Raw genomic sequence first — 24,244 nt, forward strand, 5'->3', positions numbered from 1 at the left:
TTTTAAAACATCAATATCTAGGTTAAACTGTAATTGAGTCATTATTATTCCTCTCTTCATTGTTATCGTGGTAGAAAACAGTGTTGCCAAGAGTGAATAAAATGACTCTTTCTTTTTACACAATTATATGGACTTAATCTGAAGGGCAGAAATTTAGTCGGAATGTACTCAGTTTCTCATAAAATTCAAGCCTAAAATTCCCCAATCGTTAGCTTGATCTTCTGGAAATTGCTTTAAAACATTAATTCTCGTGAAAAATTAAGAGAAACCAGCTCCATACAGACCGATAAGTAGAGAAAGATACGTGCCTCTAAGAATTCCCGAAAGATACAACGTGATTGATTATTTCTTTGCTTCTAAAACCTTGTGGACGTGCATATGCTGAATTAGCAAGTCCAAGGAGGGCGAAAAATTGACAGCAATGATTGGGGAATTAATTACAATTATAATAATGGCCTTTGCACTAGGGATGGACGCTTTTTCAGTCGGCCTTGGAATGGGGATGTTCAAGCTAAGGCTCAAACAAATTTTCAAAATTGGGGTTACAGTCGGCCTTTTTCACGTCATTATGCCGCTTTTAGGGATGATTGGCGGAAGATTTTTATCCGAACGCTTTGGTGAAGTGGCAGGCTATATGGGTGGAGTTCTGCTTTTGCTGTTAGGTCTGCAAATGATATGGTCAAGCTTTAAAGAAGAAGAGACGAGTGCCATGGCACCAATTGGGATGGGTCTGCTTTTGTTTGCGTTAAGCGTAAGCATTGACAGCTTTTCCGTCGGCTTGACCCTCGGAATTTACGGAGCTAAAACGATGCTGGTTTTGATTTGTTTTGGTGCTGCTGCCACCGCTCTTACGTGGGCCGGTTTACTAATCGGGCGAAGGGTGCAAGGCTTGCTCGGCCAATATAGTGAGGCACTGGGCGGGAGCATATTGCTGGCTTTCGGAATTAAACTGCTCCTGCCATTTTAAGCGTTAACCAAGACTAAAAAAATAGAGGCGCGACAAGGCATTTCCATATTGGAGATGCCTTCTTTATGGCGCGGAAAATGAAATCAGGAAAAAATTATCATATAATAAACCTATAGGAGGCGTAGAGAATGATTCATGTTTTATTTGTTTGTACAGGAAACACTTGCAGGAGCCCTATGGCAGAAGCTATTTTAAAAAGTAAGTCGCTGGCAGGGGTTGAGGTGAAGTCGGCCGGCATATACGCAGCCAATGGCAGTGCCGCCTCGTTAAATACACAAAAGGTACTTGAGGAAAATGCGATTGGAATAGAACATCACTCAGCCTTGCTTGCAAGTGAGCAAGTAAATTGGGCGACTTATATTCTTACTATGACCGCCAGCCATAAGCAAGCTGTACTGGCAAGCTTTCCCCAAGCGTCTGAAAAAACATTTACCCTTAAGGAATTTTCTGATGGTTCATACGAAGATATTCTTGATCCGTTCGGAGGGCCTGTAGAAATTTACCGTGAAACGTTTTTAGATATTAAGGATGCGATAAATAAGTCGATAAAAAGACTAGACACAGATTAATTAAATCGGGGGCAGCCTTCATGGACAAAGCGAAAAGCTTTAAATTTGGATTGCGGCATAAATTGGTCGTATTTACTGTTTCATTAGCGCTTATTACCTACACGACAAGTGCGTTTTTTATCTATTTTCTTTACCCTTATATCTCCAGATTTCTGCCAATCAGTGAAACAGTTTATACGATGATATCACTAAGTATGGGGATAATTTGGTCGGGCATTCTGGCCTTTTTTGCCGCTTCAGTAATTGTTAAACCGCTTCAGAATTTAGAAAAAGCGGTCATCAAGGCTGCCTATGGTGATTTGCGTGAAGAGGTAAAGCTTGCGCGGTCGGATGATGAAATCCGCTCGCTTGGCCTTGCTTTTAACAATATGCAGACAAGCTTGAAGGAAATGGTTCAGCAGATCGAAGGCAATTTCAAGCTTACTAATGAAAAAGTATATGAGATCGCGAGCCAGTCCGCAGAAGCGTCAGACCAAGCATCATCGATTGCAATGACGATTAAGGAAATTTCCGCAGGGGCTGATAGTTCAGCCGTTTCGACTCAGACGACAGCTGAGACGGTAGAAGAGGTCATTCGGATTGCGGAAGAGGTTGAAAATAAGGCTAGGGTCTCGGAATCCATTTCAGCAGAAATGGTAAAGGATCTTAATCATTCAAGGGAAGCGATCGATTCGTTAATTTCTGGTATCGAACGGCTTGCTAATGATAATCGAAATTCACTTGGTACAGTTAAACGCTTGGAAGAAAACGCGGTAAAAGTTGAGCAAATTATTCAGCTGGTTGGAGATATTGCCGGCCAGACAAACCTGCTTGCCTTAAACGCCTCTATCGAAGCCGCACGCGCTGGGGAACATGGCAGAGGATTTGCGGTTGTTGCTGAAGAAGTCAGGAAATTGGCTGACCAAAGCGCCAAAGCTGTCCAGGGTATTTCCGGACTGGTTAAAGACATCCAAACAGAGGTTAAAAATGTCGTTAGCCAAATGGAAAAGCAAGTAAAAACGGCGAATGAGGAAGCGCAAAAAGGAGAGGCCACCAACAAGACCATCGCTGAAATGACAAAAACGATCCATGAGATGGCTGAAGCTAGTTCAGCTATCGCAATCCTTGTGGCTCAACAGATGGAAACAATCCATCTTACATCAACCCAATCACAGGAGGTCGCTGCTATCGCGGAAGAAACATCTGCCGGAGCCGTCCAGGTCGCTTCATCCACTGAACAGCAGGCTGCCGTTATGGGGAATGTTGAAAACCTCGCCAACGAACTAAAAGAACAAGCTGAAAATCTTCAACAGACGATTACACGCTTTAAACTATAAACACACGCTGCCCCCGGGCAGCTTTTTGCGTTTATGAACCTATTCCTCAGATTTCCTTCCTTGGATTTTTCTTGACCAGCTGTCAGCCTAGCTTTATATTTTTTAGCTGTTATGAGAAAATAAAAGCAATATATGCTTCAATAGGAGGAAGAAGAATGAAAGTTGCAATTGCGTCTGATCATGGCGGAGTAAATATCAGGGAAGAAATAAAGAGCCTCATGGACGAAATGGGCATTCAGTACGAAGACTTTGGCTGCGAATGCGGTACATCCGTTGATTATCCTGACTATGCTCTTCCGGTTGCTGAAAAAGTGGCAAGCGGCGAGTTCGATAAAGGTATTCTAATTTGCGGTACAGGAATTGGAATGAGCATTGCTGCCAATAAAGTAAACGGGATTCGCTGCGCGCTTGTCCATGACGTTTTTACCGCAAAAGTAACCCGTGAGCATAACGACAGCAACGTATTAGCAATGGGAGAGCGCGTAATCGGAGCAGGATTGGCTCGGGAAATTGCGAAAACATGGCTGTCAGGTGAGTTTGAAGGCGGACGCCACGCGAACCGGGTTGGAAAAATCACAGCATACGAGAACAAATAAGTTTTTAAACAAGAAAGGGCGATGGCAATGTCCATTGAAACTTGGGAAGCAGAATTCAGCACAATCCTTTCTGAATTTAAACAAGTTGCCGCCTTATCAGAGGGCAAGCTTCTTGTAGTTGGCTGCAGTACGAGTGAGGTAGCAGGGCAGCGAATTGGCACTGCTGGAACTGACGATGTGGCTGGGATGCTCTTCCGGCAACTAACCGCACTTCAAAAAGAAACAGGCATTGAATTAGCCTTCCAGTGCTGCGAACATCTTAACCGGGCGGTCGTACTGGAACGGATCACAGCACAAAGGCGCGGATATGATGAAGTGACGGTTGTACCGGTCCGAACAGCCGGCGGGGCAATGGCTTCGTTTGCCTTTCGCCAGTTTAAAGACCCCATTGTGGTTGAGCATGTGAAAGCGGACGCAGGTGTTGACATTGGCGATACGTTGATTGGAATGCAGCTTAAGCATGTTGCTGTGCCGGTCCGCGTTTCGAAAAAGTCAGTCGGACATGCGCATATAACACTGGCGACAACCCGTCCAAAGCTCATCGGCGGTGCAAGAGCTGTGTATGAGCACAACCGTGAGAATGAGTCCTGTTAGGTGGAATCATAAATTCATAAACGTTAAGGATTTCGGTTCCAGCAAGCCTGACCTAAATAAACAACCTACAATTAATCACCTAGATGCCAGACTCCACGTTATATAGCGATTGGAGTCTGGCATCTTTTCTCAGAACCAAGAAAAATTAAATTCAAAACCGGCTGCTCCATCAGCTACAGAAAAGAGATGATTTAAGATGAAACAGGTTTGGTGGAAAGAGGCGGTTGCCTATCAAATCTACCCTAGAAGCTTTATGGATTCTAATGGCGATGGGATTGGGGATTTACAAGGAATCATTTCCAAGCTCGATTATTTAAAAGAGTTAGGGATTGACGTGATCTGGATTTGTCCAATGTTTTCATCGCCAAATGATGATAACGGGTATGATATCAGCGATTATAAGGATATTTTAGCGGAGTTTGGTAAAATGGCAGATTTTGACCTGCTCTTAGCTGAAACCCATAAACGCGGCATGAAGCTGATTATCGATCTGGTAATCAATCATACAAGTGATGAGCACCCCTGGTTTATTGAATCACGCGAAGCGAAGGACAGCCCAAAGCGAGACTGGTATATTTGGCGGGACGGGAAAGATGGAAAAGAACCGAATAACTGGGAAAGCATTTTTAACGGGTCCGCATGGGAGTATGACGTTAAGACAGATCAATATTACCTGCATATTTTTTCCCGAAAGCAGCCTGACTTGAACTGGGAGAACGGCGAAGTCCGCAGAGCCTTGTATGAAATGATCAATTGGTGGCTTGATAAAGGCATTGATGGATTCCGCGTTGATGCAATCAGCCATATTAAAAAGGAAGCTGGGCTCCTCGATATGCCCAATCCGGATGGTTTAAAATATGTCCCGTCCTATGGGAAACATATGAATGTCAAAGGCATCCATCCATTTTTAGAAGAATTACGAGATGAAACCTTCGCCAAATATGACATTATGACTGTTGGAGAAGCAAATGGCGTCAAGGTTAATGAAGCGGATCTTTGGGTGGGAGAGAAATCAGGCAAATTTAATATGGTGTTCCAATTTGAGCATTTAAGCCTTTGGGATGCCGAGAAAAAGGACTTGAACCTTATAGACCTGAAGACGGTTTTCACAAACTGGCAGAAGGGCCTTGAGAATACCGGCTGGAACGCTTTGTTTATTGAAAATCATGATAAAGCACGAGTGGTATCAACTTGGGGAAATGACGAGGAATATTGGTATGAAAGTGCGACAGCGTTAGCGGCAATGTACTTTTTGATGCAGGGAACTCCGTTTATCTATCAGGGCCAAGAGATTGGCATGACCAACGTCCAGTTTTATTCCATTGAAGAATATGATGACGTGGCCACTAAAAATTTATACCGCGTTAAAAGAGAAGCAGGCGTCCCGCATGAGGAGATCATGGACTTTATATGGGCGACAAGCCGCGATAATTCACGAACGCCAATGCAATGGTCCGCTCAGGTGAATGCAGGCTTTACGACAGGCATTCCATGGCTCGGTGTTAATCCGAATTTCACGGAAATTAACGTCGAAAATCAGCTTTCAGACCCCTCCTCTATTCTGCACTTCTATAAGCGCATGATTCAGCTGAAAAAACAAAACAAAATTTTCACCTATGGTATTTACGACTTAATTCTTACTGATCATCCGCAAATTTATGCGTATACACGAACGCTGGAAAATGAACAAGTATTGATCATGGCAAATATATCAGCAGATCCGGCTCTGTTTAAGTCCGACAGCATCAAACTCGAACACAGCAGCCTAATCCTATCAAACTATGGAGTCGGATTCCATGAGACAGCCCATACAATCCCGCTCCAGCCCTATGAAACAAGAGTCTATCGAATCTAGTAAGGTGACCTAGTAAGGTGACAGGCACCATCCAGTTTTCTGGATGGTGCCTGTCACTTTTTTTGGATGGAAACCATTTTCGGGGGAATCCTGAATTTAAACTAGCTATTAAAGGTTGTGGATTGATATGAATTTAGATTTCCCTACTATTCATACAAATGTTTGGGATGTGGTCCTTGCTATTCCGCTTATAATGATCCTTACACAAGTTATCAAAGTGTACTTCAACGTTCCGAAGCGAATTGTTCCAGGAATTGCTCTGTCGATCGGCCTATTGATTTCTGTACTGATAAGCCATGAGGAGAGCATTTTAGCAGGAGTGTTTATGGGCTGGTTTTATGGCTACGCAGCAATCGGAAATTATGCAGCGCTGAAAACCTCTATAAAAGCATTTCGGAAAAGTTAGCATGTTTAGTTGCCTTAAAATAACGAGATGTTTCTTTCTTTTCGAAAGGGAAACATGCTAATATATAATAGAATTTTCTAACAAAGTTTGACTCGGTCATGTACATAATTTTATTCGGAAAAGGAATACGAGGGGGATTAGTATGAAACATTTAGCTCAGCAGGATCAACAGGTTTTTGAAGCCATTCAACTGGAATTGGGGAGGCAGCGTACGAAAATCGAACTGATTGCTTCTGAAAACTTTGTCAGTGAGGCAGTTATGGAAGCACAAGGCTCAGTTTTGACGAACAAATATGCGGAAGGGTACCCTGGACGCCGTTATTACGGTGGCTGTGAGTACGTAGATATCGCCGAAAACCTGGCGCGCGATCGTGCCAAGGAAATTTTCGGTGCCGAGCATGCTAATGTTCAGCCTCATTCTGGTGCGCAAGCAAACATGGCGGTTTATTTTACCGTTCTTGAACAGGGAGATACTGTTCTCGGCATGAACCTATCCCATGGCGGTCATTTAACACACGGCAGTCCTGTTAATTTTAGCGGTATTCAATATAACTTTGTTGAATACGGTGTAGATGAGACAAGCCACCGCATTAACTATGAAGATGTTGCCGAAAAAGCACGCCAGCATAAGCCGAAAATGATCGTTGCTGGAGCAAGTGCCTACCCGCGTGAAATCGACTTTCAAAAATTCCGTGAGATTGCAGACGAAGTCGGTGCCTACTTAATGGTCGACATGGCACATATCGCCGGATTAGTTGCGGCAGGTCTGCATCCAAACCCAGTTCCATATGCTGACTTTGTTACAACAACAACTCACAAAACCCTTCGAGGCCCTCGTGGCGGAATGATTTTATGTAAGGAAGAGTATGCAAAAAAAATAGATAAATCCATCTTCCCTGGCATCCAGGGCGGCCCGCTTATGCATGTTATTGCGTCTAAAGCCGTAGCATTTGGTGAAGCCCTGCAGCCTGACTTTAAAGAGTACGCACAAAACATTATCGCCAACGCCAAGCGGCTTGCAGAAAGCCTTGAAAAAGAAGGAATCAGCCTAGTATCAGGCGGAACGGATAACCATCTGCTGCTAGTTGATCTTCGCACGCTCGGATTAACTGGTAAAATCGCTGAAAAAGTCCTTGATGAAATCGGCATAACGGTAAATAAAAATACGATTCCATTTGACCCAGAAAGCCCGTTTGTCACAAGCGGAATTCGGATTGGAACAGCAGCCGTAACAAGCAGAGGATTCGGAGCGCAGGAAATGGATAAAATCGCTTCAATCATCGCTCTTACCCTGAAAAACCATGAAGACGAAAGCAAGCTGGAAGAAGCCAAAGCACAGGTCGAAGATTTAACAAGTAAATTTGAATTATATCCAGAACGCTAACAAAAGGAGGCAGCCTTGCATAAGAGGCTGCCTTTCATTTTTAGCTGGGGGTGGCCTTAATGGAATGATAGTCCCGTTCTAACTTGGATTTCATCAAACTCAGCAGACAATTTAAAAAGTTTTTAACGACAATGTTCAACTTTATCTGTTGTAAAGGTGGGGAATTCTAATTATTCACCCAGACAAGTTGCCCGAACGGACTTTTTTCTGTAAAATTAGACGAAGTGCGATTTGAAGTCTACATAATATGCGATTTACTTTGAAAAGGAGCGATTCACTTGGCCAAAGTATATGTTTTTGACCACCCATTAATTCAGCATAAACTGACATACATCCGTCAGCAAAATACGGGTACAAAGGAATTCCGTGAGCTTGTGGACGAAGTAGCCACACTGATGGCGTTTGAGATCACTCGCGATCTTCCGCTTCATGATATTGAAATTGAAACACCGGTTAGCCGGACAAAGTCTAAAGTTCTTTCTGGTAAAAAATTAGGGATCATTCCGATTTTGCGTGCTGGAATTGGAATGGTAGATGGAATTTTAAAATTAATTCCTGCTGCAAAGGTGGGGCATATTGGGCTGTACCGTGACCCTGAGACATTAATGCCTGTTGAGTACTACGTGAAGCTTCCGAGCGATGTTGAAGAGAGAGACTTCATTGTCGTTGATCCAATGCTTGCAACAGGAGGATCTGCAATCGAGGCAATTAACTCCCTCAAAACCCGGGGCGCTAAGCATATTAAATTTATGTGTTTGATTGCCGCACCTGAAGGGGTAGACGCTTTAAAAGAAGCTCATCCTGATGTTCCAATTTATATTGCAGCGCTTGATGAAAAATTAAACGAAAAAGGCTATATTGTTCCAGGTTTGGGCGATGCCGGCGACAGACTGTTTGGCACGAAATAAGATCATCTTTTCTTGAAGTCTGGGGAAATGTGAAAGAGGTGTCAGGTTTTGAATCAGCCGATAAAGGTAATGACTTATTGGAACGAGGTTCGGAAGGGATTAAGGCTGGCACGCTGAAGCTTGCAGGCATTGAAGAGCAGCCGATCTATGAGCTGGCAACCGAACTATTGACGGACCCTCAAGCTTATGAAAAAATGGCCGGAGCCGTCAATCCGTATGGAGACGGAAAGGTATCCCAGCGTATTGCTGAGGCAATCCGGTTTTATTTTAAACAAACAGATGAACGGCCCGAAGAATACAAACCACTATAAGTGTGAAGCCGCCCGGACAAATGCGTCCTGGCGGTTTTTTAAAAGAAAATTTAAAATTCGGGTCTGCCATAGCGGGTTATGCTATGGAATTTTTCATATATGGAGACGAAGGGGAAAAAGAATTGTTGTTTTCAACTCCCTCCAAGTTCCTCCCTGTTATTCTGGTTCAGGATGATTAGAAACCCCAATCTTTAAGAAAAATCTCTTATTTTGATCTGCTAGACCGCATACTCTTTCACTCCCATTCAAACACTATGGGAAAAGAGAGGGGGATGTCGGTGCTAAACGTAAACTTCACTCCAATTTTGTTAGCTCTAAGTATGTTAATAGCCGCAAGCCCGGCCAACCTGCATAAAGCTAAAGATCCACATATGCAAGATTCAGTTTCGATCACATCTGACGATAGCGGGGTCCACCAGCAGCCAAAACAGAGCTCCGCCTCGCAAAAATCATCAGAAAACGGCCCAAATTCTAAGCCAACTTCACCTAAACTTCAGATGCCGCCGTTACCGCAGGAATCTCCGCGGAAGGAAAAGGTCGCGATCATTTTACTGGAAAAACCGAGATCAGAACAAGAGATTAAAAAGCTGCTTAGCTCGTTTCAAGGTGTTGAGCTGCGCCATGTTTTTGAGCATGCAGTCACTGGTTTTTCAGTAAAAGGACCAGCAGATAAGCTTATAAAGCTTGGGGAAAACAGGGATGTCATTCATGTTTCCGCTGTTAATACGTATCAGGTCACAGCGGATAAAAACTTTGAACTGATTGGCAGCGAGGCCGCTAGAGGGATCTATGATGCCAAAGATCATCGGCTTACTGGCAAGGGTGTGACCATTGGGGTGATTGATACGGGTGTTGACTACAATCACCCTGACTTGCGGAGAACGTACGGTGGCGGCCGTGATCTCGTTGACAGTGACGATGATCCAATGGAAACGGTCTCGCTAGGCTCGCAAAACACCTTTCATGGTACACATGTCGCGGGCATCATTGCAGCCAATGGAAAGATGCAGGGGATGGCCCCAGAAGCAACCATCATTGCCTACCGGGCACTTGGACCAGGTGGTATGGGAACCACAGAACAGGTATTAGCTGCGATAGATCAAGCGATTAAGGATAAGGTAGATATTTTAAATTTGTCGCTCGGCAACAGTGTGAATGGGCCGGACCTTCCAATCAGCCTTGCTCTAAATAAAGCAGTAGATTCAGGCATTACGGCGGTAACGTCATCGGGTAATTCAGGGCCGAATAAATGGACGGTTGGATCACCAGGAACAGCCTCGAAGGCGATATCGGTTGGTGCCTCAACTCCTCCTTTAAAAGTTCCCCACTTATCCTTGGCTGGCGGGCAGGAGCAAATCCGCCTCCAGCCGCTGCAAGGTTCACAAGAGTGGAAGCTTAAGAAAGGCGTTGAATTTGCCTATGGCGGCCTTGGGGAAAGGAAAGAGTTAAAAGGTGTAAAAGGTAAGATTGCCCTTATCAAGCGCGGAAAGCTTACATTTACTGAAAAAGCAACAAACGCACTCAACGCAGGTGCAGTCGCAGTTGTAATTTTTAATAATACAAAAGGAAGCTTTGTTGGGAATCTCGAAGCTAATCTGCCGATCCCTGTAGCAGCCATCTCTAAAGCCGAGGGTGAGGCAGTGAAAAAACAGCTTGAAAAAGGTGTTATTTTTACAAGGATGGTGTTAATAGAAGAAAAAGATACCCTGGCTGACTTTAGTTCACGTGGTCCTGTTACAGTAACATGGGAAATAAAACCTGATGTCGTGGCACCCGGAGTTGCCATTAACAGTACAATTCCAGGAGGCTATCTGCCCTTGCAGGGAACAAGCATGGCGTCTCCTCATGTAGCGGGAGCGTGTGCCCTCATTAAGCAGGCGCATCCAGACTGGACTCCGCAGCAAATCAAGGCTGCACTCATGAACACCGCTCTTCAAATAAAAGACAGCAAAGGTGTAATCTACAAAACGTATGAACAAGGCGCAGGGCGCATTCAAACTGAGCAGGCAATCAATGCTGAAACACTGGTAATGCCAGGAAGCATCCAGTTTGGAAAATTCCAGCTGAAGGAGGACCATCATCGCCATCTTGCTGTTGTATCGGTTCAAAATACAACGGAGCACAAGAAGAACTACTCAGTTTCCGTTCCTAAACAGGAAACCGGTATTGAATGGGATATTCCAATGTCATTTACACTTGGTCCTAAGGAAACTCGAAAGATCAACATTGCCATGCAGGTTGAACCTAGGAAACTAACAAAGAAGATTCATGAGGGAAGTCTGATTTTAAATGATGGCTCGCAACAGATCAAAATTCCTTATATTTATGTGCTGGAGGAGCCGGACTATCCGCGCATAATGGGATTTGATTTCGGGCTCGGCGATAAGCCTGGAACCTACCGCTATGAAGTCTACCTGCCAGGGGGGGCTGAAGAATTCGGAATTGCTTTGTTCGACCCGGATGATTACCGGTTTTTAGGCTATCTGGATTCTTCCAGAAAGGTAAACAGGGGGATGCTTGAGGTGGAGCTAAAAGAAGAGGAACTGCCAAAGCCGGGATTATACCTCGCAAAAGTTTTTGCACGAAAAGCAGGGAGGGAGGATATGATCGATGCACACCTTCAGATCATCGTACCCGAAGAGGAAGGGCTTTTTAAAAATAAACGCGGACAATAGGATGATTTTAGAAATAAAATTGTTCTGAATTTGCGAAAGGAATGGGTGAGAAAAATCATTCCTTTCCTATTTATAATATGGCAGAAAAACAAGGTGGAATGCCAGTATTTCTCAATGTTTATTATGTGAACTTTTTCACTGCATTTCATTGACAATGAATGTTGGCTATTGTATGCTTACAAAGGGCATAAATGATAAGGTTTTCAAGAGTAAATTGCAAGGGTTTTTATCTTGTAATGTTCTTTTTTTTTGTCCTCAGCCCGCTTCTATTCTCAAATGCGAGGGTGAGTTCAGATGAGCTCTAATAACCGTCATCCATTCCAAGCAATGGCCCTTATGTCTGCAATACTTTCTCAGTTAGTAGGTTCCGTTTTAATTGGTATTTTTTCAGGAAGATGGCTGGACCGGATAGCCGGAACAGAGCCTCTTTTCTTAATTATCGGATTGCTAATAGGACTGGCAGCAGGTGTTTATGCTTTGCTTCGCCTCGTCCATCATTTCTTTTCGGGAGATTAAACTAAAAATGCCAGAAATAAAGGTAATCTACGCACGTCAGAGAAAATACATATTCTTTTTAATGGCTTTGTATGTTCTCGGCTATGGTTTTACATCTTACCAATCTATTTTTCTAGGGCTCATTCTTGGTACAAGCCTAAGCTTGTTCAACCTCTGGCTTCTTGTCAGAAAGACGAGCACATTTGGGGATGATATTTTACAGGGGAAAAAGGTCCGTTCGCTGGGGACTTTTTCAAGAATGGCGACAGCCGTGCTAGCGGTTATTATCGCGCTTGAATATCCTGAAAGTTTAAACTTTATCAGCGTGATTATTGGATTAATGACAATTTATTTTGTCATTATGATAGATTTTTTTGTTCAATCTTTTCATACACGTAAATAGCGGGAAGAGAGGTGAAAACTGTGCATCATGAAGCTCCTATAGTATCTTTTTTAGGACTCAATTTCAACCTGGCAAACATCCTGATGATTACAATAGCAAGTGTTATTGTTTTCATAATTGCCGTTCTTTCCACTCGTACTCTAGCTATGAGGCCTACCGGGCTGCAAAACTTCTTTGAATGGGTTATGGACTTTGTCAAAGGGATCATCGACAGTACGATGGATTGGAAAACAGGGGGAAGGTTCCATGTTCTAGGGATTACCCTAATGATGTATATCTTTGTATCAAACATGCTGGGACTTCCGTTTTCGATCGTCTACGACAACACACTATGGTGGAAATCACCAACAGCCGATCCGGTCGTAACTCTGACCTTGGCAACTATGGTGGTCGGATTATCACATTACTACGGTGTCAAACTTAAGGGAACGAAGGAATACGGCAAGGAGTTTTTCCGGCCGTTTTGGTTCATGTTTCCGATCAAGATCATTGAGGAATTTGCGAATACCCTGACACTTGGTCTTCGTCTTTACGGGAACATTTACGCAGGTGAAATTCTTCTCGCGCTTATTGCCGGAGGTCTGGCAACTGGATTTGGCGGCCACTTAGCTGCTATCATTCCAATGCTGGCTTGGCAAGGATTCTCCCTATTTATCGGTGCCATCCAGGCATTTATCTTTACCATGTTAACAATGGTATATCTGGCCCATAAAGTCAGCACTGACCATTAATATATACCCTGTTCATCTAATGAACAAAAGCAAATATAATAATTTTTTTATACAATAAGGAGGAACTTTATAATGGGTCTTTTAGCAGCAGCAATAGCAATCGGTTTAGCAGCACTTGGTGCAGGTATTGGTAACGGTCTTATCGTATCACGTACAGTAGAAGGTATCGCACGTCAGCCAGAAGCTCGCGGTATGCTTCAAACAACAATGTTCATTGGGGTAGCGTTAGTTGAGGCGATTCCGATCATCGCGGTTGTTATCGCGTTCATGGTTATCGGCCAGAGCTAATTTGCCGAAATTAACAGCAACAAGGCGAAGACCATTCCCAGCGAACCTTCGCCATTCTTTTATCCTTTAAAATAATCCAGCTTCATCATGAATGGAGCCTTTCTAAGGAACGACTCTTGAAGGGAGTGAATCGAGGGTGTTAACAAGCAATTTAGTATTAGGTGCAGCAGGTGCAGGATTCAACGGTGGAGACATTTTGTTCCAGTTAGCTGCTTTTCTTATTTTGTTGGCATTGCTTAAGAAATACGCTTGGGGTCCGTTAATGGGCATTATGAACGAGCGTGAACAGCATATTGCTAATGAAATCAGCGCCGCTGAAAACAGCCGTAAGGAAGCATCATCTTTAATAGAAGAACAACGTGAACTTATAAAGCAATCACGCTTAGAGGCTCAAGGTTTAATTGAAAATGCCAAGAAACAAGGTGACGTACAGCGCGATGAAATTATTGCGTTAGCCCGTACCGAGGCAGAAAGATTAAAAGAGTCTGCGAAGCTTGAAATTGAACAGCAAAAAGAGCAGGCAGTTGCCGCGATCCGCGAGCAGGTTGCTTCCTTGTCTGTCTTAGTTGCTTCTAAAGTTATTGAGAAAGAACTAAGTGCAGCAGACCAGGAAAAGCTTATTAACGAATACATTCAAGAGGCAGGAGAAGGGCGATGAGTAATTCAACAATCGCAAAACGCTATGCGCTCGCCCTTTTTCAAATAGCGAACGATCATAAGTCTCTTAACCAGGTGGAAGACGAACTTCGTGTAGTCAAAGAGGTTTTATCCAGCAATCCAGCATTCAGTGCTGTTTTAGCATCTCCTAAGCTTTCAAACGAAGAGAAAAAAGGATTATTGAGGGAAGCGTTTGCTTCTGCAAGCAGTCATGTCCAAAATACCTTGATGGTCTTAGTTGACCGCCATCGCCAAAATCAAATTAGTGAAGTAGCAGACGGCTTTTTTGAACTGGCAAACGATGCGAAAGGTGTTGCTGAAGCTAAGGTTTACAGTGTTAAGGCATTAACTGATGCTCAGCGCCAGGCGATTTCCGATGCATTCGCACCGAAAGTCGGCAAAACATCGCTTCGTATTGAAAACCATGTGGATTCTAATCTGCTCGGAGGCATTAAGCTTCGAATTGGAAACCGTATATTCGACGGAAGTTTACGTGGTAAACTCGACCGTCTTGAACGTAAATTGCTAGGCTAAGTATCATAGATAGGGGTGAAACTCATGAGCATCAAAGCTGAGGAAATTAGTGCGCTGATAAAGAAGCAAATTGAGAACTATCAGTCGGAAATTCAAGTGAGTGATGTAGGTACAGTTATCCAAATTGGTGACGGTATCGCCCGTGCTCATGGCCTCGACAATGTCATGGCTGGGGAACTTGTTGAATTTGCGAACGGCGTTATGGGTATGGCGCAAAACCTTGAAGAAAATAACGTCGGTATTATCATTCTTGGACCTTTTACAGAAATTCGTGAAGGCGATGAAGTACGCCGTACGGGCCGCATCATGGAAGTTCCTGTTGGGGAAGCGTTAATCGGACGCGTAGTTAACCCGCTTGGACAGCCAGTCGATGGCATGGGTCCAATTAACACGACAAGAACTCGTCCAATTGAAAGTGCAGCACCAGGTGTAATGGATCGTAAATCCGTTCACGAGCCTCTTCAAACAGGTATTAAAGCGATCGACGCTCTTGTTCCAATTGGACGCGGACAGCGTGAGTTAATCATCGGTGACCGTCAGACTGGTAAAACATCAGTAGCGATCGATACAATCCTTAACCAAAAGCACGAAGATATGGTATGTATCTACGTTGCAATTGGTCAAAAAGAATCCACTGTTCGTAACGCGGTTGAAACGCTGCGCAAAAACGGTGCCCTTGAATACACAATCGTTGTAACGGCATCTGCTTCCCAGCCGGCTCCACTTTTGTTCCTTGCTCCATATGCAGGTGTAACAATGGCTGAGGAATTCATGTACGAAGGCAAACACGTATTAGTTGTTTATGATGATTTAACGAAACAAGCATCAGCTTACCGTGAATTATCATTGCTATTACGTCGTCCTCCAGGCCGTGAAGCCTATCCAGGGGATGTATTCTACTTGCACAGCCGGTTATTAGAGCGTGCTGCAAAATTGAGTGATGCGAAAGGCGCTGGTTCTATCACAGCACTTCCGTTTATTGAAACTCAAGCTGGCGACGTTTCTGCTTATATCCCAACAAACGTTATTTCCATTACAGACGGACAGATCTTCTTGCAGTCTGACCTATTCTTCTCAGGGGTTCGCCCAGCGATTAACGCTGGTCTTTCCGTATCCCGTGTAGGTGGATCAGCGCAAATCAAAGCGATGAAAAAGGTTTCTGGTACACTGCGTCTTGACCTTGCGTCATACCGTGAATTGGAAGCATTCGCTCAGTTCGGATCTGACCTTGATAAAGCAACACAAGCAAAGCTTAACCGTGGAGCACGGACAGTTGAAGTTCTAAAGCAGGACCTTAACAAACCGATCTCTGTTGAAAAGCAGGTTGCTATTTTATACGCATTGACTCGCGGCTTCATCGATGAAATTCCTGTAGAGGATATCCGTCGTTTCGAATCTGAATTCCACACTTGGTTAGACCATAACCGCAAAGATTTGTTAGAACATATCCGCACTACAAAAGAACTTCCAAAAGATGAGGATATGGCCGCTGCGATCAACGATTTTAAAAAGACTTTCGCAGTATCTGAGTAAGTCTGACAGTAATAAAAGCGGAAGCACAGTGATCAGCTTTTAACGTCATCCGTCCTTCCTGAGCAGGTGTAACAGTCTGTAACAGCAAAGCCGGATGCCGTAAATGAAGGGTGCCGTACGGGCACCTTCTGAGCGCTGAGCTCGGCAATCTTTGAAAAAGGGTGGTGAGAACCTGTGGCATCATTACGCGATATTAAATCCCGGATCACTTCGACTAAAAAGACGAGCCAGATTACAAAAGCGATGGAGATGGTATCCGCTTCTAAATGGAACAAAGGTGTTATGAACGCAAAAGCATTTGTTCCTTACATGGAAAAAATCCAGGAAGTAACAGCCTCTATTGCAGCTGGAAGCCAGGATGCAAACCATCCAATGCTAGTTTCCCGTCCAGTCAAGAAAACCGGATATCTAGTAATCACATCGGACCGTGGACTTGCCGGAGCTTACAACACGAACGTTCTGCGCCAAGTTTACCAAACGATTCAAAATCGTCATCAATCAAATGATGAGTTTTCCATCATCGCCATCGGAAGGGTCGGACGTGACTTTTTCGCTAAGCGCGGCATTAATGTTGTGCTTGAGATTATTGGCGTTGCGGATCAGCCATCATTTGTCGAGATACAGGACATCGCAAGCAAGTCTGTAGGAATGTTCTCAGACGGTACATTTGATAAGCTGTACATTTATTACAGCCACTACGTTAGTGCCGTCAGCCAGGAAGTAACCGAGAAGCAAGTCTTGCCATTAACAGAGATCTCAACTTCTTCCAGCAAGCTGACTTCCTATGAATTTGAACCAAATGCTGAAGAGATTCTTGAAGTCCTCCTTCCACAATATGCGGAAAGCTTGATTTACGGATCCCTTTTAGACAGCAAAGCAAGCGAGCACGCAGCACGTATGAACGCTATGAGAAATGCAACGGATAATGCTAAAGACCTAATCAATGCGCTTAGCTTAAGCTACAACCGTGCACGTCAGGCTGCCATCACGCAAGAAATCACCGAGATCGTCGGTGGAGCTGCAGCTCTCGAGTAGAACATAAAATGAAACGGGCTTTAAAGTCCGTGCCATTTTTCAATAAGACAGATCTTGAAAGAGTACGATAGGAGGGAAATAGATGAGTAAAGGACGCGTTCTTCAGGTTATGGGTCCAGTTGTTGACGTAAAGTTTGATAGCGGCAACCTTCCTGAGATCTACAATGCCTTAGTTATAGAAAGAAAAGCGACCAATGAATCACAAGTTGACATCAACTTAACCCTTGAAGTAGCCCTTCATTTAGGTGATGATACAGTTCGTACCATTGCAATGGCTTCCACGGACGGCTTAACTCGTGGTTTGGATGTTATTGATACTGGTAAACCAATTTCTGTTCCAGTTGGGGACTTAACACTTGGCCGTGTATTTAACGTCTTGGGTGAAACAATCGACCTTGATGCTCCAATCGAGGCGGGTGCACGCCGTGATTCAATTCACAGAGAAGCGCCAACATTTGAACAGCTTTCTACAGAAGTAGAAATTCTTGAAACTGGAATTAAAGTAGTAGACCTTCTTGCCCCTTATATTAAAGGTGGTAAAATCGGACTGTTTGGTGGAGCCGGTGTAGGTAAAACCGTTTTAATCCAGGAATTAATCAACAATATCGCTCAAGAACACGGCGGTATTTCCGTATTCGCTGGTGTAGGCGAGCGTACACGTGAAGGTAATGACCTTTACCATGAAATGACTGATTCAGGCGTTATTAAGAAAACTGCGATGGTTTTCGGTCAGATGAACGAGCCTCCAGGCGCACGTATGCGTGTTGCACTGACAGGTTTGACTATGGCTGAATTCTTCCGTGATGATCAAGGACAAGACGTTCTTTTCTTCATGGATAACATCTTCCGCTTCACCCAGGCAGGTTCTGAGGTATCCGCCCTATTAGGACGTATGCCATCAGCGGTTGGTTACCAGCCGACACTTGCTACGGAGATGGGCCGATTGCAGGAACGTATCACATCTACTAACGTAGGTTCTGTTACTTCCATCCAGGCGATTTATGTACCAGCCGATGACTATACGGATCCGGCTCCGGCTACAACGTTCGCTCACTTGGATGCAACAACTAACCTTGAGCGTAAGCTTTCTGAAATGGGTATCTACCCAGCGGTGGATCCGCTTGCTTCTACTTCCCGTGCATTGTCACCGGAAATTGTAGGCGAAGAACACTATTCAGTAGCCCGCCAAGTACAGCAAACATTACAGCGTTACAAAGAGCTTCAGGATATCATTGCAATTCTCGGTATGGACGAGTTATCTGAAGAAGATAAGCAAGTCGTACACCGTGCGCGCCGTGTCCAGTTCTTCTTATCACAAAACTTCCACGTTGCTGAACAGTTTACTGGCCAGCAAGGTTCATATGTTGAAGTAAAAGATACAGTTAATGGCTTCAAGGACATCCTTGCAGGCAAATACGACCACCTTCCAGAAGATGCATTCCGTCTTGTAGGCCGCATTGAAGATGCGCTTGAGAATGCAAAACGTATGGGTGTAGAGGTCTAATCACGGACCAGGAGGGTAAAAAATGAAGACGATTAAAGTCAGTGTTGTTACTCCCGATGGGCCGGTGTATGAATCAGATGTGGAAATGGTTAGTACAAAAGCGAAAACCGGTGAGCTAGGAATTCTGCCCGGCCACATCCCAATGGTTGCACCGTTACAAATCGGCGCTGTCCGGTTAAAGTTAGAGGACGGCAAATCTGATATGGTCGCAGTCAGCGGTGGTTTCCTTGAGGTTCGTCCTGATAAGGTAACCATCCTGGCCCAAACAGCCGAACAATCAGATGAAATTGATTTGGATCGTGCATTGCAAGCAAGAGAGCGTGCGGAGAAGCGCCTGCAGGAAAAACAGCAGGAAAGCATTGACTTCAGACGTGCGGAGCTCGCCTTGCAGCGCGCAATCAATCGAATCAATGTCGCCAACAAACAACTATAATAATAAAAATACACCCTCAGCCATGTGCTGGGGGTGTTTTTTTATTGTTTTAAGTTGAGAGGCGAGGATTATTGATAAGGTGTAAACCAGCGTATTTGTGCTTATTTAGAGTTTGTATTGAAGCATATCTTATGTCTATTTCTAGTTATTCTGGGTGGAATTGATGGTTCAGAAGCGAGCAGTTCTAATTGTTCACGTTCATTAAACTGACTTTGGGTCATCTCTAGGAAATTATTATTGATTAAGTGTCATAAAGTGGATTGGAGCGGAGGGGGGCGACTCCTGCGGGAAAAGCGGGACAGTCGAGACCCTGGACTGAGCGTAGCGAGGGAAGCGGCTCGGCCCCGCCCGCGGAAAGCGTCCACCCGGAGTGAAAATCTATCAACACCGGTAATTATAACTTAAATTACAATTCTTAGAGTTTGTCTAGTATGGGAGGATAGCTCAATGCGGTCCTTTTTGACTATTTAAAAGACAAGCTACGTAGAATTTCTATCAAAGCTTCTATGCTGATATCCTGCTGTGAAAATAAATATCCTGTGACTTTTTGACAATTTGTTAACAATTGTCACTGACAAAAACAAGCTTTTCCTTTTAAGTGGGAAGTGTAGACCTTCAAAATTAAAGAATTAAGAATAAATAAGCTGTACAAAGATTAGATATGTAATAGCAGGGGACTAGTGTAATCAAAATTTTTTCATATCAAGGCATAAAAAGCCTGAAGAAATCCTATGTAAATTAATTAAGAGAGTTTTGAGGGTTTATCGACACGTATTTGCAACAATGATATAATGTTATCGGTTACAAAATTTAAAAAATAGAAATTTTACAACATTGGAGGGGATGGGCATGGAACTGCTGAATTTATATCAAAATAACTATTTGATAGTGTTTGTGTTCCTATGTCTAGGGGTCATATTGCCATTGGTGGCGCTGTATCTCGGGAAACTGCTTCGGCCGTACAAACCCTATGATGCAAAGTACACCACCTATGAAAGCGGAATTGAACCATTCCATGATTCTCGGGTACAGTTCAATGTCCGCTATTATATTTTTGCCCTTATGTTTGTTATTTTTGACGTTGAAACCGTGTTTCTGTATCCCTGGGCGGTAGCCTATGAAAAGCTCGGAATCTTTGCATTAATCGAGATGCTGATCTTTGTGTTAATGCTTGTGATCGGGCTTGTTTATGCATGGAAAAAGAAGGTGCTAAAATGGACTTAAAAATGGATAACATCTCACCTCAAGAAATGGAAGAATTGCAGAGAAATGTTTTTGTCACAACGCTTGAACAGGTAAAAGCCTGGGCACGCAGCAACTCGCTCTGGCCGATGACGTTCGGGCTTGCTTGCTGTGCAATCGAAATGATGGGAGTAGGTTCGTCTCACTACGATTTGGACCGGTTTGGATCGTTCTTCCGTACTTCTCCGCGACAATCAGATGTCATGATCGTATCTGGTACAGTTACAAAGAAAATGGCACCAATTGTAAAGCGCCTGTACGACCAAATGCCAGAACCAAAATGGGTGATTGCAATGGGATCCTGCGCGACTGCAGGCGGTCCATATGTAAAATCCTATTCAGTTGTAAAAGGGGTCGACCAGATCGTCCCAGTTGATGTATACATACCGGGCTGTCCACCAAACCCGGCAGCGTTAATTTACGGAATTAATAAATTAAAAGAGAAAATCCGTTACGAGGCGAAGACCGGGAAGAGGGTGATCTAATCCATGGGCGGGGAAAAGGATCTGGAACAATTAAAAAGAGAAGCCGCTGCCAAGGCAAAGGAAGCTGCCAAGAAACGGCAGGCTGAAAAAGCAGCAGCCGAAGCAGGCGGCACGAGAGAACCGGTTAAAGAAGAATCAGAGAAAGCAACCCCAGCAAATGAAGAAGATGACTTGGCGAAAAAGAAAGCCGCCGCAGTAGCAAAAGCAAAGGCCGCTGCCGCCGCAAAGAAAGCTGCGATGCAGCAAGGCGCAGAAGGCGAAGCTCCAGGAAATGAAGAGGATGACCTGGCGAAAAAGAAAGCCGCTGCAGTAGCAAAAGCAAAGGCTGCCGCCGCCGCAAAGAAAGCTGCGATGCAGCAAGACACAGCAGGCGAAGCCCCAGGAAATGAAGAAGATGACCTGGCGAAAAAGAAAGCCGCCGCAGTAGCAAAAGCGAAGGCTGCCGCCGCCGCGAAAAAAGCTGCGATGCAGCAAGACGCAGAAGGGGAAGCCCCAGGAAATGAAGAAGATGACCTGGCGAAAAAGAAAGCCGCCGCAGTAGCGAAAGCAAAGGCTGCCGCTGCCGCGAAGGCAAAAGCTGCTGCAGGCGGAGCTGGAGCAGGGGATGATGAAAAGGCTAAGGCCATTGCTGCTGCAAAAGCAAAAGCTGCCGCTGCTGCAAAGGCAAAGGCAGCTGGGTCCGCGAAAACAGGCGGAGATGCTGAACCTGATGAAACAGCTAAACCGTCTATTAATCAGCCTTTTCTCGATAAATATACCAAAGTCATTGAGAAGCATCTTGGCGAAGGTGTCCTGGAAGAATCCTATATAAATAAACTTTCCAAAGATGTTCCAACACTGGTAGCAAAGCGAGATTCATATTTTAAGGTGGCAGAATTCTTAAAGTACAATGAGCAGCTTAGCTTTGATTACCTTTCAGAGATCCACGGAACAGACTTTGAAACACATATGGAAGTATATGTACACTTTTATTCTTATAAAAACAGCCAATCGGTCGCATTGAAGGTCAAAATTAACCGGGACCAGCCTGAGATTGAATCACTGCAGCCGCTCTGGGAAGGTGCAAACTGGCCAGAATGTGAAGCATACGATCTGCTTGGCATCAAGTTTACCGGCCACCCAAATCTGAACCGGATTATGCTTGGCGAAGACTGGGTTGGGCATCCAATGAGAAAAGATTATGAACCGTACGATGTGGAGGTGTAACCGGTGATACGCACAGAAGAGATGCTTTTAAACGTGGGGCCCCAGCATCCAAGTACACACGGAGTTTTCCGGATTGTCTTGAAAATTGATGGGGAGATCATTAAGGAAGCTACACCGGTAATCGGCTATTTACACCGCGGAACTGAAAAGATTGCTGAAGATCTTCAGTATACGCAAATTATTCCTTATACCGACCGGATGGACTACATTTCAGCAATGACCAATAACTATGTGATCTGTCATGCGGTCGAAACAATGATGGGTCTCGAGGTTCCGGAGCGAGCCGAATACCTGCGGGTAATGGCGATGGAGCTTAATCGGGTCGCAAGCCATCTTGTCTGGTGGGGTACATATTTGCTGGATATCGGGGCGGTCAGCCCATTTTTATATGCGTTCCGCGAACGCGAAATGATCGTTAATATGCTGAATGAGCTGTCTGGAGCACGCCTGACGTTTAATTATATGCGTGTCGGCGGCGTTAAATGGGATGCGCCAGAAGGCTGGATTGAAAAAGTAGCCGAATTTATCCCTTATATGCGCGAGCAGCTAAAGGGCTATCATCAGCTTGTTACCGGGAATGAAATTTTTATGAACCGCGTGAAAGGCGTTGGCAGATACACGAAGGCCGAAGCTATAAATTATTCCCTGAGCGGTCCGAATCTCCGCTGTACAGGAGTCAAGTGGGATCTGCGCAAAAATGAACCATATTCGATCTATGACCGGTTTGATTTTGACGTTCCTGTCAGCGACGGTGGCGATGCATGGGCCCGCTATCAGGTCCGCATGGCTGAGATCGAAGAATCATTAAAAATCCTTGAGCAAGCGGTTGAGCAGTTTCCGAAAGAAGGAGCAATCCTCGCCAAGGTTCCAAAAATCATCAAAGCGCCAAAAGGGGAAGCATTTGTCCGAATCGAATCTCCGCGTGGAGAAATCGGCTGCTATATTGCCAGCGATGGAAAAAAAGAGCCATACAGGCTGAAATTCAGGAGGCCGAGCTTTTACAATCTGCAAATCCTCCCTAAGCTGCTAAAAGGCGAAAACATTGCCAACCTGATTGCGATATTAGGAGCGATTGACATCGTTCTTGGGGAGGTCGATGGCTAATGATTGAGGATTTATTATACTCGAGCCCGGGCTGGACGAATGTCGGGATCTTCTTCCTGCTAGGTGCCGCACTGCTGATGGTTGTTTTAGGCTTTGTAACATATGCAATCCTTGCAGAACGGAAGGTTATGGGATTCATGCAGCTGCGCCATGGACCAAACCAGGTCGGCGGCCGCTGGGGTTTGCTGCAAACAGTAGCTGACGTTTTAAAGCTTCTTTTAAAAGAAGACACGATCCCTAAACTAGCTGACAGGCCGCTGTTCATTTTAGCTCCGATCATTGCCTTTGCACCAGCTTTTATGGTGCTGGCAACGATCCCGTTTACGGATCGGTTTCAGTTCGCTGACATAGGAGTCGGCCTGCTCTATTATATTGCTATTTCCGGGTTAACGACGATCGGGATCGTCACAGGCGGCTGGGCATCAAACAACAAGTACGCACTCCTCGGGGGAATGCGTGCCGCGGCTCAGATGGTCTCCTATGAAATCCCGCTCGTTATGTCGGTTGTAGGAGTTATTCTTCTAGCTGGAAGCTTAAACTTAAATGAGATTGTTGAGGCTCAGCGGAGCGGATGGTTTATTATCCTGCAGCCAATCGGATTTATAGTCTTTTTAATTGCATCTGTAGCTGAACTGAACCGGGCGCCGTTTGACTTGCCTGAAGCCGAATCTGAATTGGTCGCTGGCTTCCATGTTGAGTACTCAGGTTTTCGCTGGGCGTTCTTCATGCTTGCGGAATATGTGTATTTCTTCGCGATGGCCTCATTAACAACCGTTTTATTCCTGGGAGGCTGGCTGCCGCTGCCGTTCCTTGGCTTTATACCAGGTGCTGTCTGGTTTGCACTCAAATTCAGTCTTGTGATCTTTATCCTGATCTGGTTCCGTGTAACGTTCCCGCGTATCCGTGCCGATCAATTAATGGAGTTTGGCTGGAAGGTGCTCCTGCCTGTCGCACTTGCTAACATTTTTATAACAGCAATTGTAAAACAATTATTCTTTATGTAACGTTTTTCA

At 44.6% G+C, this 24,244-nt stretch carries 26 protein-coding genes; all 26 read left to right on the forward strand.

The genetic code is table 11. The features are described 5' to 3' along the window. The first annotated feature begins 412 nt into the window (after positions 1-412). A complete protein-coding gene (locus HRJ06_RS17405) occupies positions 413-967 on the forward strand; it encodes a manganese efflux pump MntP (protein ID WP_242035282.1) in 555 nt (184 codons plus the stop codon). 128 nt (positions 968-1,095) lie between these two features. After that, positions 1,096-1,536: a low molecular weight protein arginine phosphatase gene (locus tag HRJ06_RS17410; protein ID WP_174734248.1), complete on the forward strand. Its 441-nt coding sequence runs from the start codon at positions 1,096-1,098 to the stop codon at positions 1,534-1,536. Between the two features lie 20 nt (positions 1,537-1,556). After that, positions 1,557-2,852, forward strand: a complete 1,296-nt coding sequence (locus HRJ06_RS17415) for a methyl-accepting chemotaxis protein (RefSeq protein WP_174734249.1) — start codon at positions 1,557-1,559, stop codon at positions 2,850-2,852. 155 nt (positions 2,853-3,007) lie between these two features. After that, positions 3,008-3,448, forward strand: coding sequence for a ribose 5-phosphate isomerase B (gene rpiB / locus HRJ06_RS17420; protein ID WP_174734250.1), 441 nt, complete (start codon positions 3,008-3,010; stop codon positions 3,446-3,448). A gap of 21 nt (positions 3,449-3,469) precedes the next feature. Beyond that, on the forward strand, positions 3,470-4,042 hold the full coding sequence (locus HRJ06_RS17425; RefSeq protein ID WP_422392742.1) for a TIGR01440 family protein: 573 nt from the start codon (positions 3,470-3,472) through the stop codon (positions 4,040-4,042). Positions 4,043-4,238: 196 nt separating this feature from the next. Beyond that, complete coding sequence (locus tag HRJ06_RS17430; RefSeq protein WP_174734252.1) at positions 4,239-5,897, forward strand: glycoside hydrolase family 13 protein; 1,659 nt, start codon at positions 4,239-4,241, stop codon at positions 5,895-5,897. 127 nt (positions 5,898-6,024) lie between these two features. Further along, positions 6,025-6,303, forward strand: a complete 279-nt coding sequence (locus HRJ06_RS17435; protein WP_174734253.1) for a hypothetical protein — start codon at positions 6,025-6,027, stop codon at positions 6,301-6,303. Positions 6,304-6,445: 142 nt separating this feature from the next. Next, positions 6,446-7,687 (forward strand): serine hydroxymethyltransferase, encoded by a 1,242-nt coding sequence (locus tag HRJ06_RS17440; RefSeq protein ID WP_174734254.1) that lies wholly within the window; start codon positions 6,446-6,448, stop codon positions 7,685-7,687. Positions 7,688-7,965: 278 nt separating this feature from the next. Next, positions 7,966-8,595 (forward strand): uracil phosphoribosyltransferase, encoded by a 630-nt coding sequence (gene upp / locus HRJ06_RS17445; RefSeq protein WP_174734255.1) that lies wholly within the window; start codon positions 7,966-7,968, stop codon positions 8,593-8,595. Between the two features lie 29 nt (positions 8,596-8,624). Then, positions 8,625-8,906 (forward strand): UDP-N-acetylglucosamine 2-epimerase, encoded by a 282-nt coding sequence (locus HRJ06_RS23095; RefSeq protein WP_338421116.1) that lies wholly within the window; start codon positions 8,625-8,627, stop codon positions 8,904-8,906. 497 nt (positions 8,907-9,403) lie between these two features. Beyond that, positions 9,404-11,581, forward strand: a complete 2,178-nt coding sequence (locus HRJ06_RS17455) for a S8 family serine peptidase (RefSeq protein ID WP_174734359.1) — start codon at positions 9,404-9,406, stop codon at positions 11,579-11,581. Between the two features lie 294 nt (positions 11,582-11,875). Continuing rightward, entirely contained in the window at positions 11,876-12,097 is a 222-nt protein-coding gene (locus HRJ06_RS17460) for an AtpZ/AtpI family protein (RefSeq protein WP_174734256.1), read from the forward strand. Between the two features lie 7 nt (positions 12,098-12,104). Then, positions 12,105-12,479 carry an ATP synthase subunit I gene (locus tag HRJ06_RS17465; protein ID WP_174734257.1) on the forward strand — a complete coding sequence of 125 codons (375 nt, stop codon included), beginning with the start codon at positions 12,105-12,107 and terminating at the stop codon, positions 12,477-12,479. 20 nt (positions 12,480-12,499) lie between these two features. Then, a complete protein-coding gene (gene atpB, locus HRJ06_RS17470; protein ID WP_174734360.1) occupies positions 12,500-13,210 on the forward strand; it encodes a F0F1 ATP synthase subunit A in 711 nt (236 codons plus the stop codon). 72 nt (positions 13,211-13,282) lie between these two features. After that, positions 13,283-13,498, forward strand: coding sequence for a F0F1 ATP synthase subunit C (gene atpE / locus HRJ06_RS17475; protein WP_174734258.1), 216 nt, complete (start codon positions 13,283-13,285; stop codon positions 13,496-13,498). A 136-nt stretch (positions 13,499-13,634) separates the two neighbouring features. Then, positions 13,635-14,156, forward strand: a complete 522-nt coding sequence (gene atpF, locus HRJ06_RS17480; protein ID WP_174734259.1) for a F0F1 ATP synthase subunit B — start codon at positions 13,635-13,637, stop codon at positions 14,154-14,156. After that, the gene (locus HRJ06_RS17485; protein WP_174734260.1) at positions 14,153-14,689 is read left to right on the forward strand and encodes a F0F1 ATP synthase subunit delta; all 537 of its coding nucleotides are present in this window, start codon (positions 14,153-14,155) and stop codon (positions 14,687-14,689) included. Before atpF ends, HRJ06_RS17485 begins: the two co-directional genes overlap by 4 nt. A gap of 24 nt (positions 14,690-14,713) precedes the next feature. After that, the gene (atpA, locus tag HRJ06_RS17490) at positions 14,714-16,222 is read left to right on the forward strand and encodes a F0F1 ATP synthase subunit alpha (RefSeq protein WP_174734261.1); all 1,509 of its coding nucleotides are present in this window, start codon (positions 14,714-14,716) and stop codon (positions 16,220-16,222) included. Between the two features lie 174 nt (positions 16,223-16,396). Further along, on the forward strand, positions 16,397-17,257 hold the full coding sequence (gene atpG / locus HRJ06_RS17495; RefSeq protein ID WP_174734262.1) for an ATP synthase F1 subunit gamma: 861 nt from the start codon (positions 16,397-16,399) through the stop codon (positions 17,255-17,257). Positions 17,258-17,339: 82 nt separating this feature from the next. Then, complete coding sequence (gene atpD, locus HRJ06_RS17500) at positions 17,340-18,761, forward strand: F0F1 ATP synthase subunit beta (protein WP_174734263.1); 1,422 nt, start codon at positions 17,340-17,342, stop codon at positions 18,759-18,761. A 22-nt stretch (positions 18,762-18,783) separates the two neighbouring features. Then, positions 18,784-19,194 carry a F0F1 ATP synthase subunit epsilon gene (locus HRJ06_RS17505; RefSeq protein ID WP_174734264.1) on the forward strand — a complete coding sequence of 137 codons (411 nt, stop codon included), beginning with the start codon at positions 18,784-18,786 and terminating at the stop codon, positions 19,192-19,194. Positions 19,195-20,043: 849 nt separating this feature from the next. After that, positions 20,044-20,418, forward strand: a complete 375-nt coding sequence (locus tag HRJ06_RS17510; protein WP_277874697.1) for an NADH-quinone oxidoreductase subunit A — start codon at positions 20,044-20,046, stop codon at positions 20,416-20,418. Beyond that, the gene (locus HRJ06_RS17515) at positions 20,409-20,921 is read left to right on the forward strand and encodes a NuoB/complex I 20 kDa subunit family protein (protein ID WP_174734265.1); all 513 of its coding nucleotides are present in this window, start codon (positions 20,409-20,411) and stop codon (positions 20,919-20,921) included. Before HRJ06_RS17510 ends, HRJ06_RS17515 begins: the two co-directional genes overlap by 10 nt. 3 nt (positions 20,922-20,924) lie before the next feature. Then, entirely contained in the window at positions 20,925-22,127 is a 1,203-nt protein-coding gene (locus tag HRJ06_RS17520) for an NADH-quinone oxidoreductase subunit C (protein ID WP_174734266.1), read from the forward strand. Between the two features lie 3 nt (positions 22,128-22,130). Then, a complete protein-coding gene (locus HRJ06_RS17525; protein WP_174734267.1) occupies positions 22,131-23,231 on the forward strand; it encodes an NADH-quinone oxidoreductase subunit D in 1,101 nt (366 codons plus the stop codon). After that, positions 23,231-24,235 (forward strand): NADH-quinone oxidoreductase subunit NuoH, encoded by a 1,005-nt coding sequence (gene nuoH / locus HRJ06_RS17530; RefSeq protein WP_174734268.1) that lies wholly within the window; start codon positions 23,231-23,233, stop codon positions 24,233-24,235. Before HRJ06_RS17525 ends, nuoH begins: the two co-directional genes overlap by 1 nt. Positions 24,236-24,244: the final 9 nt, after the last annotated feature.

Origin of the sequence: Mesobacillus harenae (genome assembly GCF_013343715.1) — a bacterium.
In the GTDB taxonomy this organism is placed as follows: Bacteria; Bacillota; Bacilli; order Bacillales; family Cytobacillaceae; genus Mesobacillus_A; species Mesobacillus_A harenae.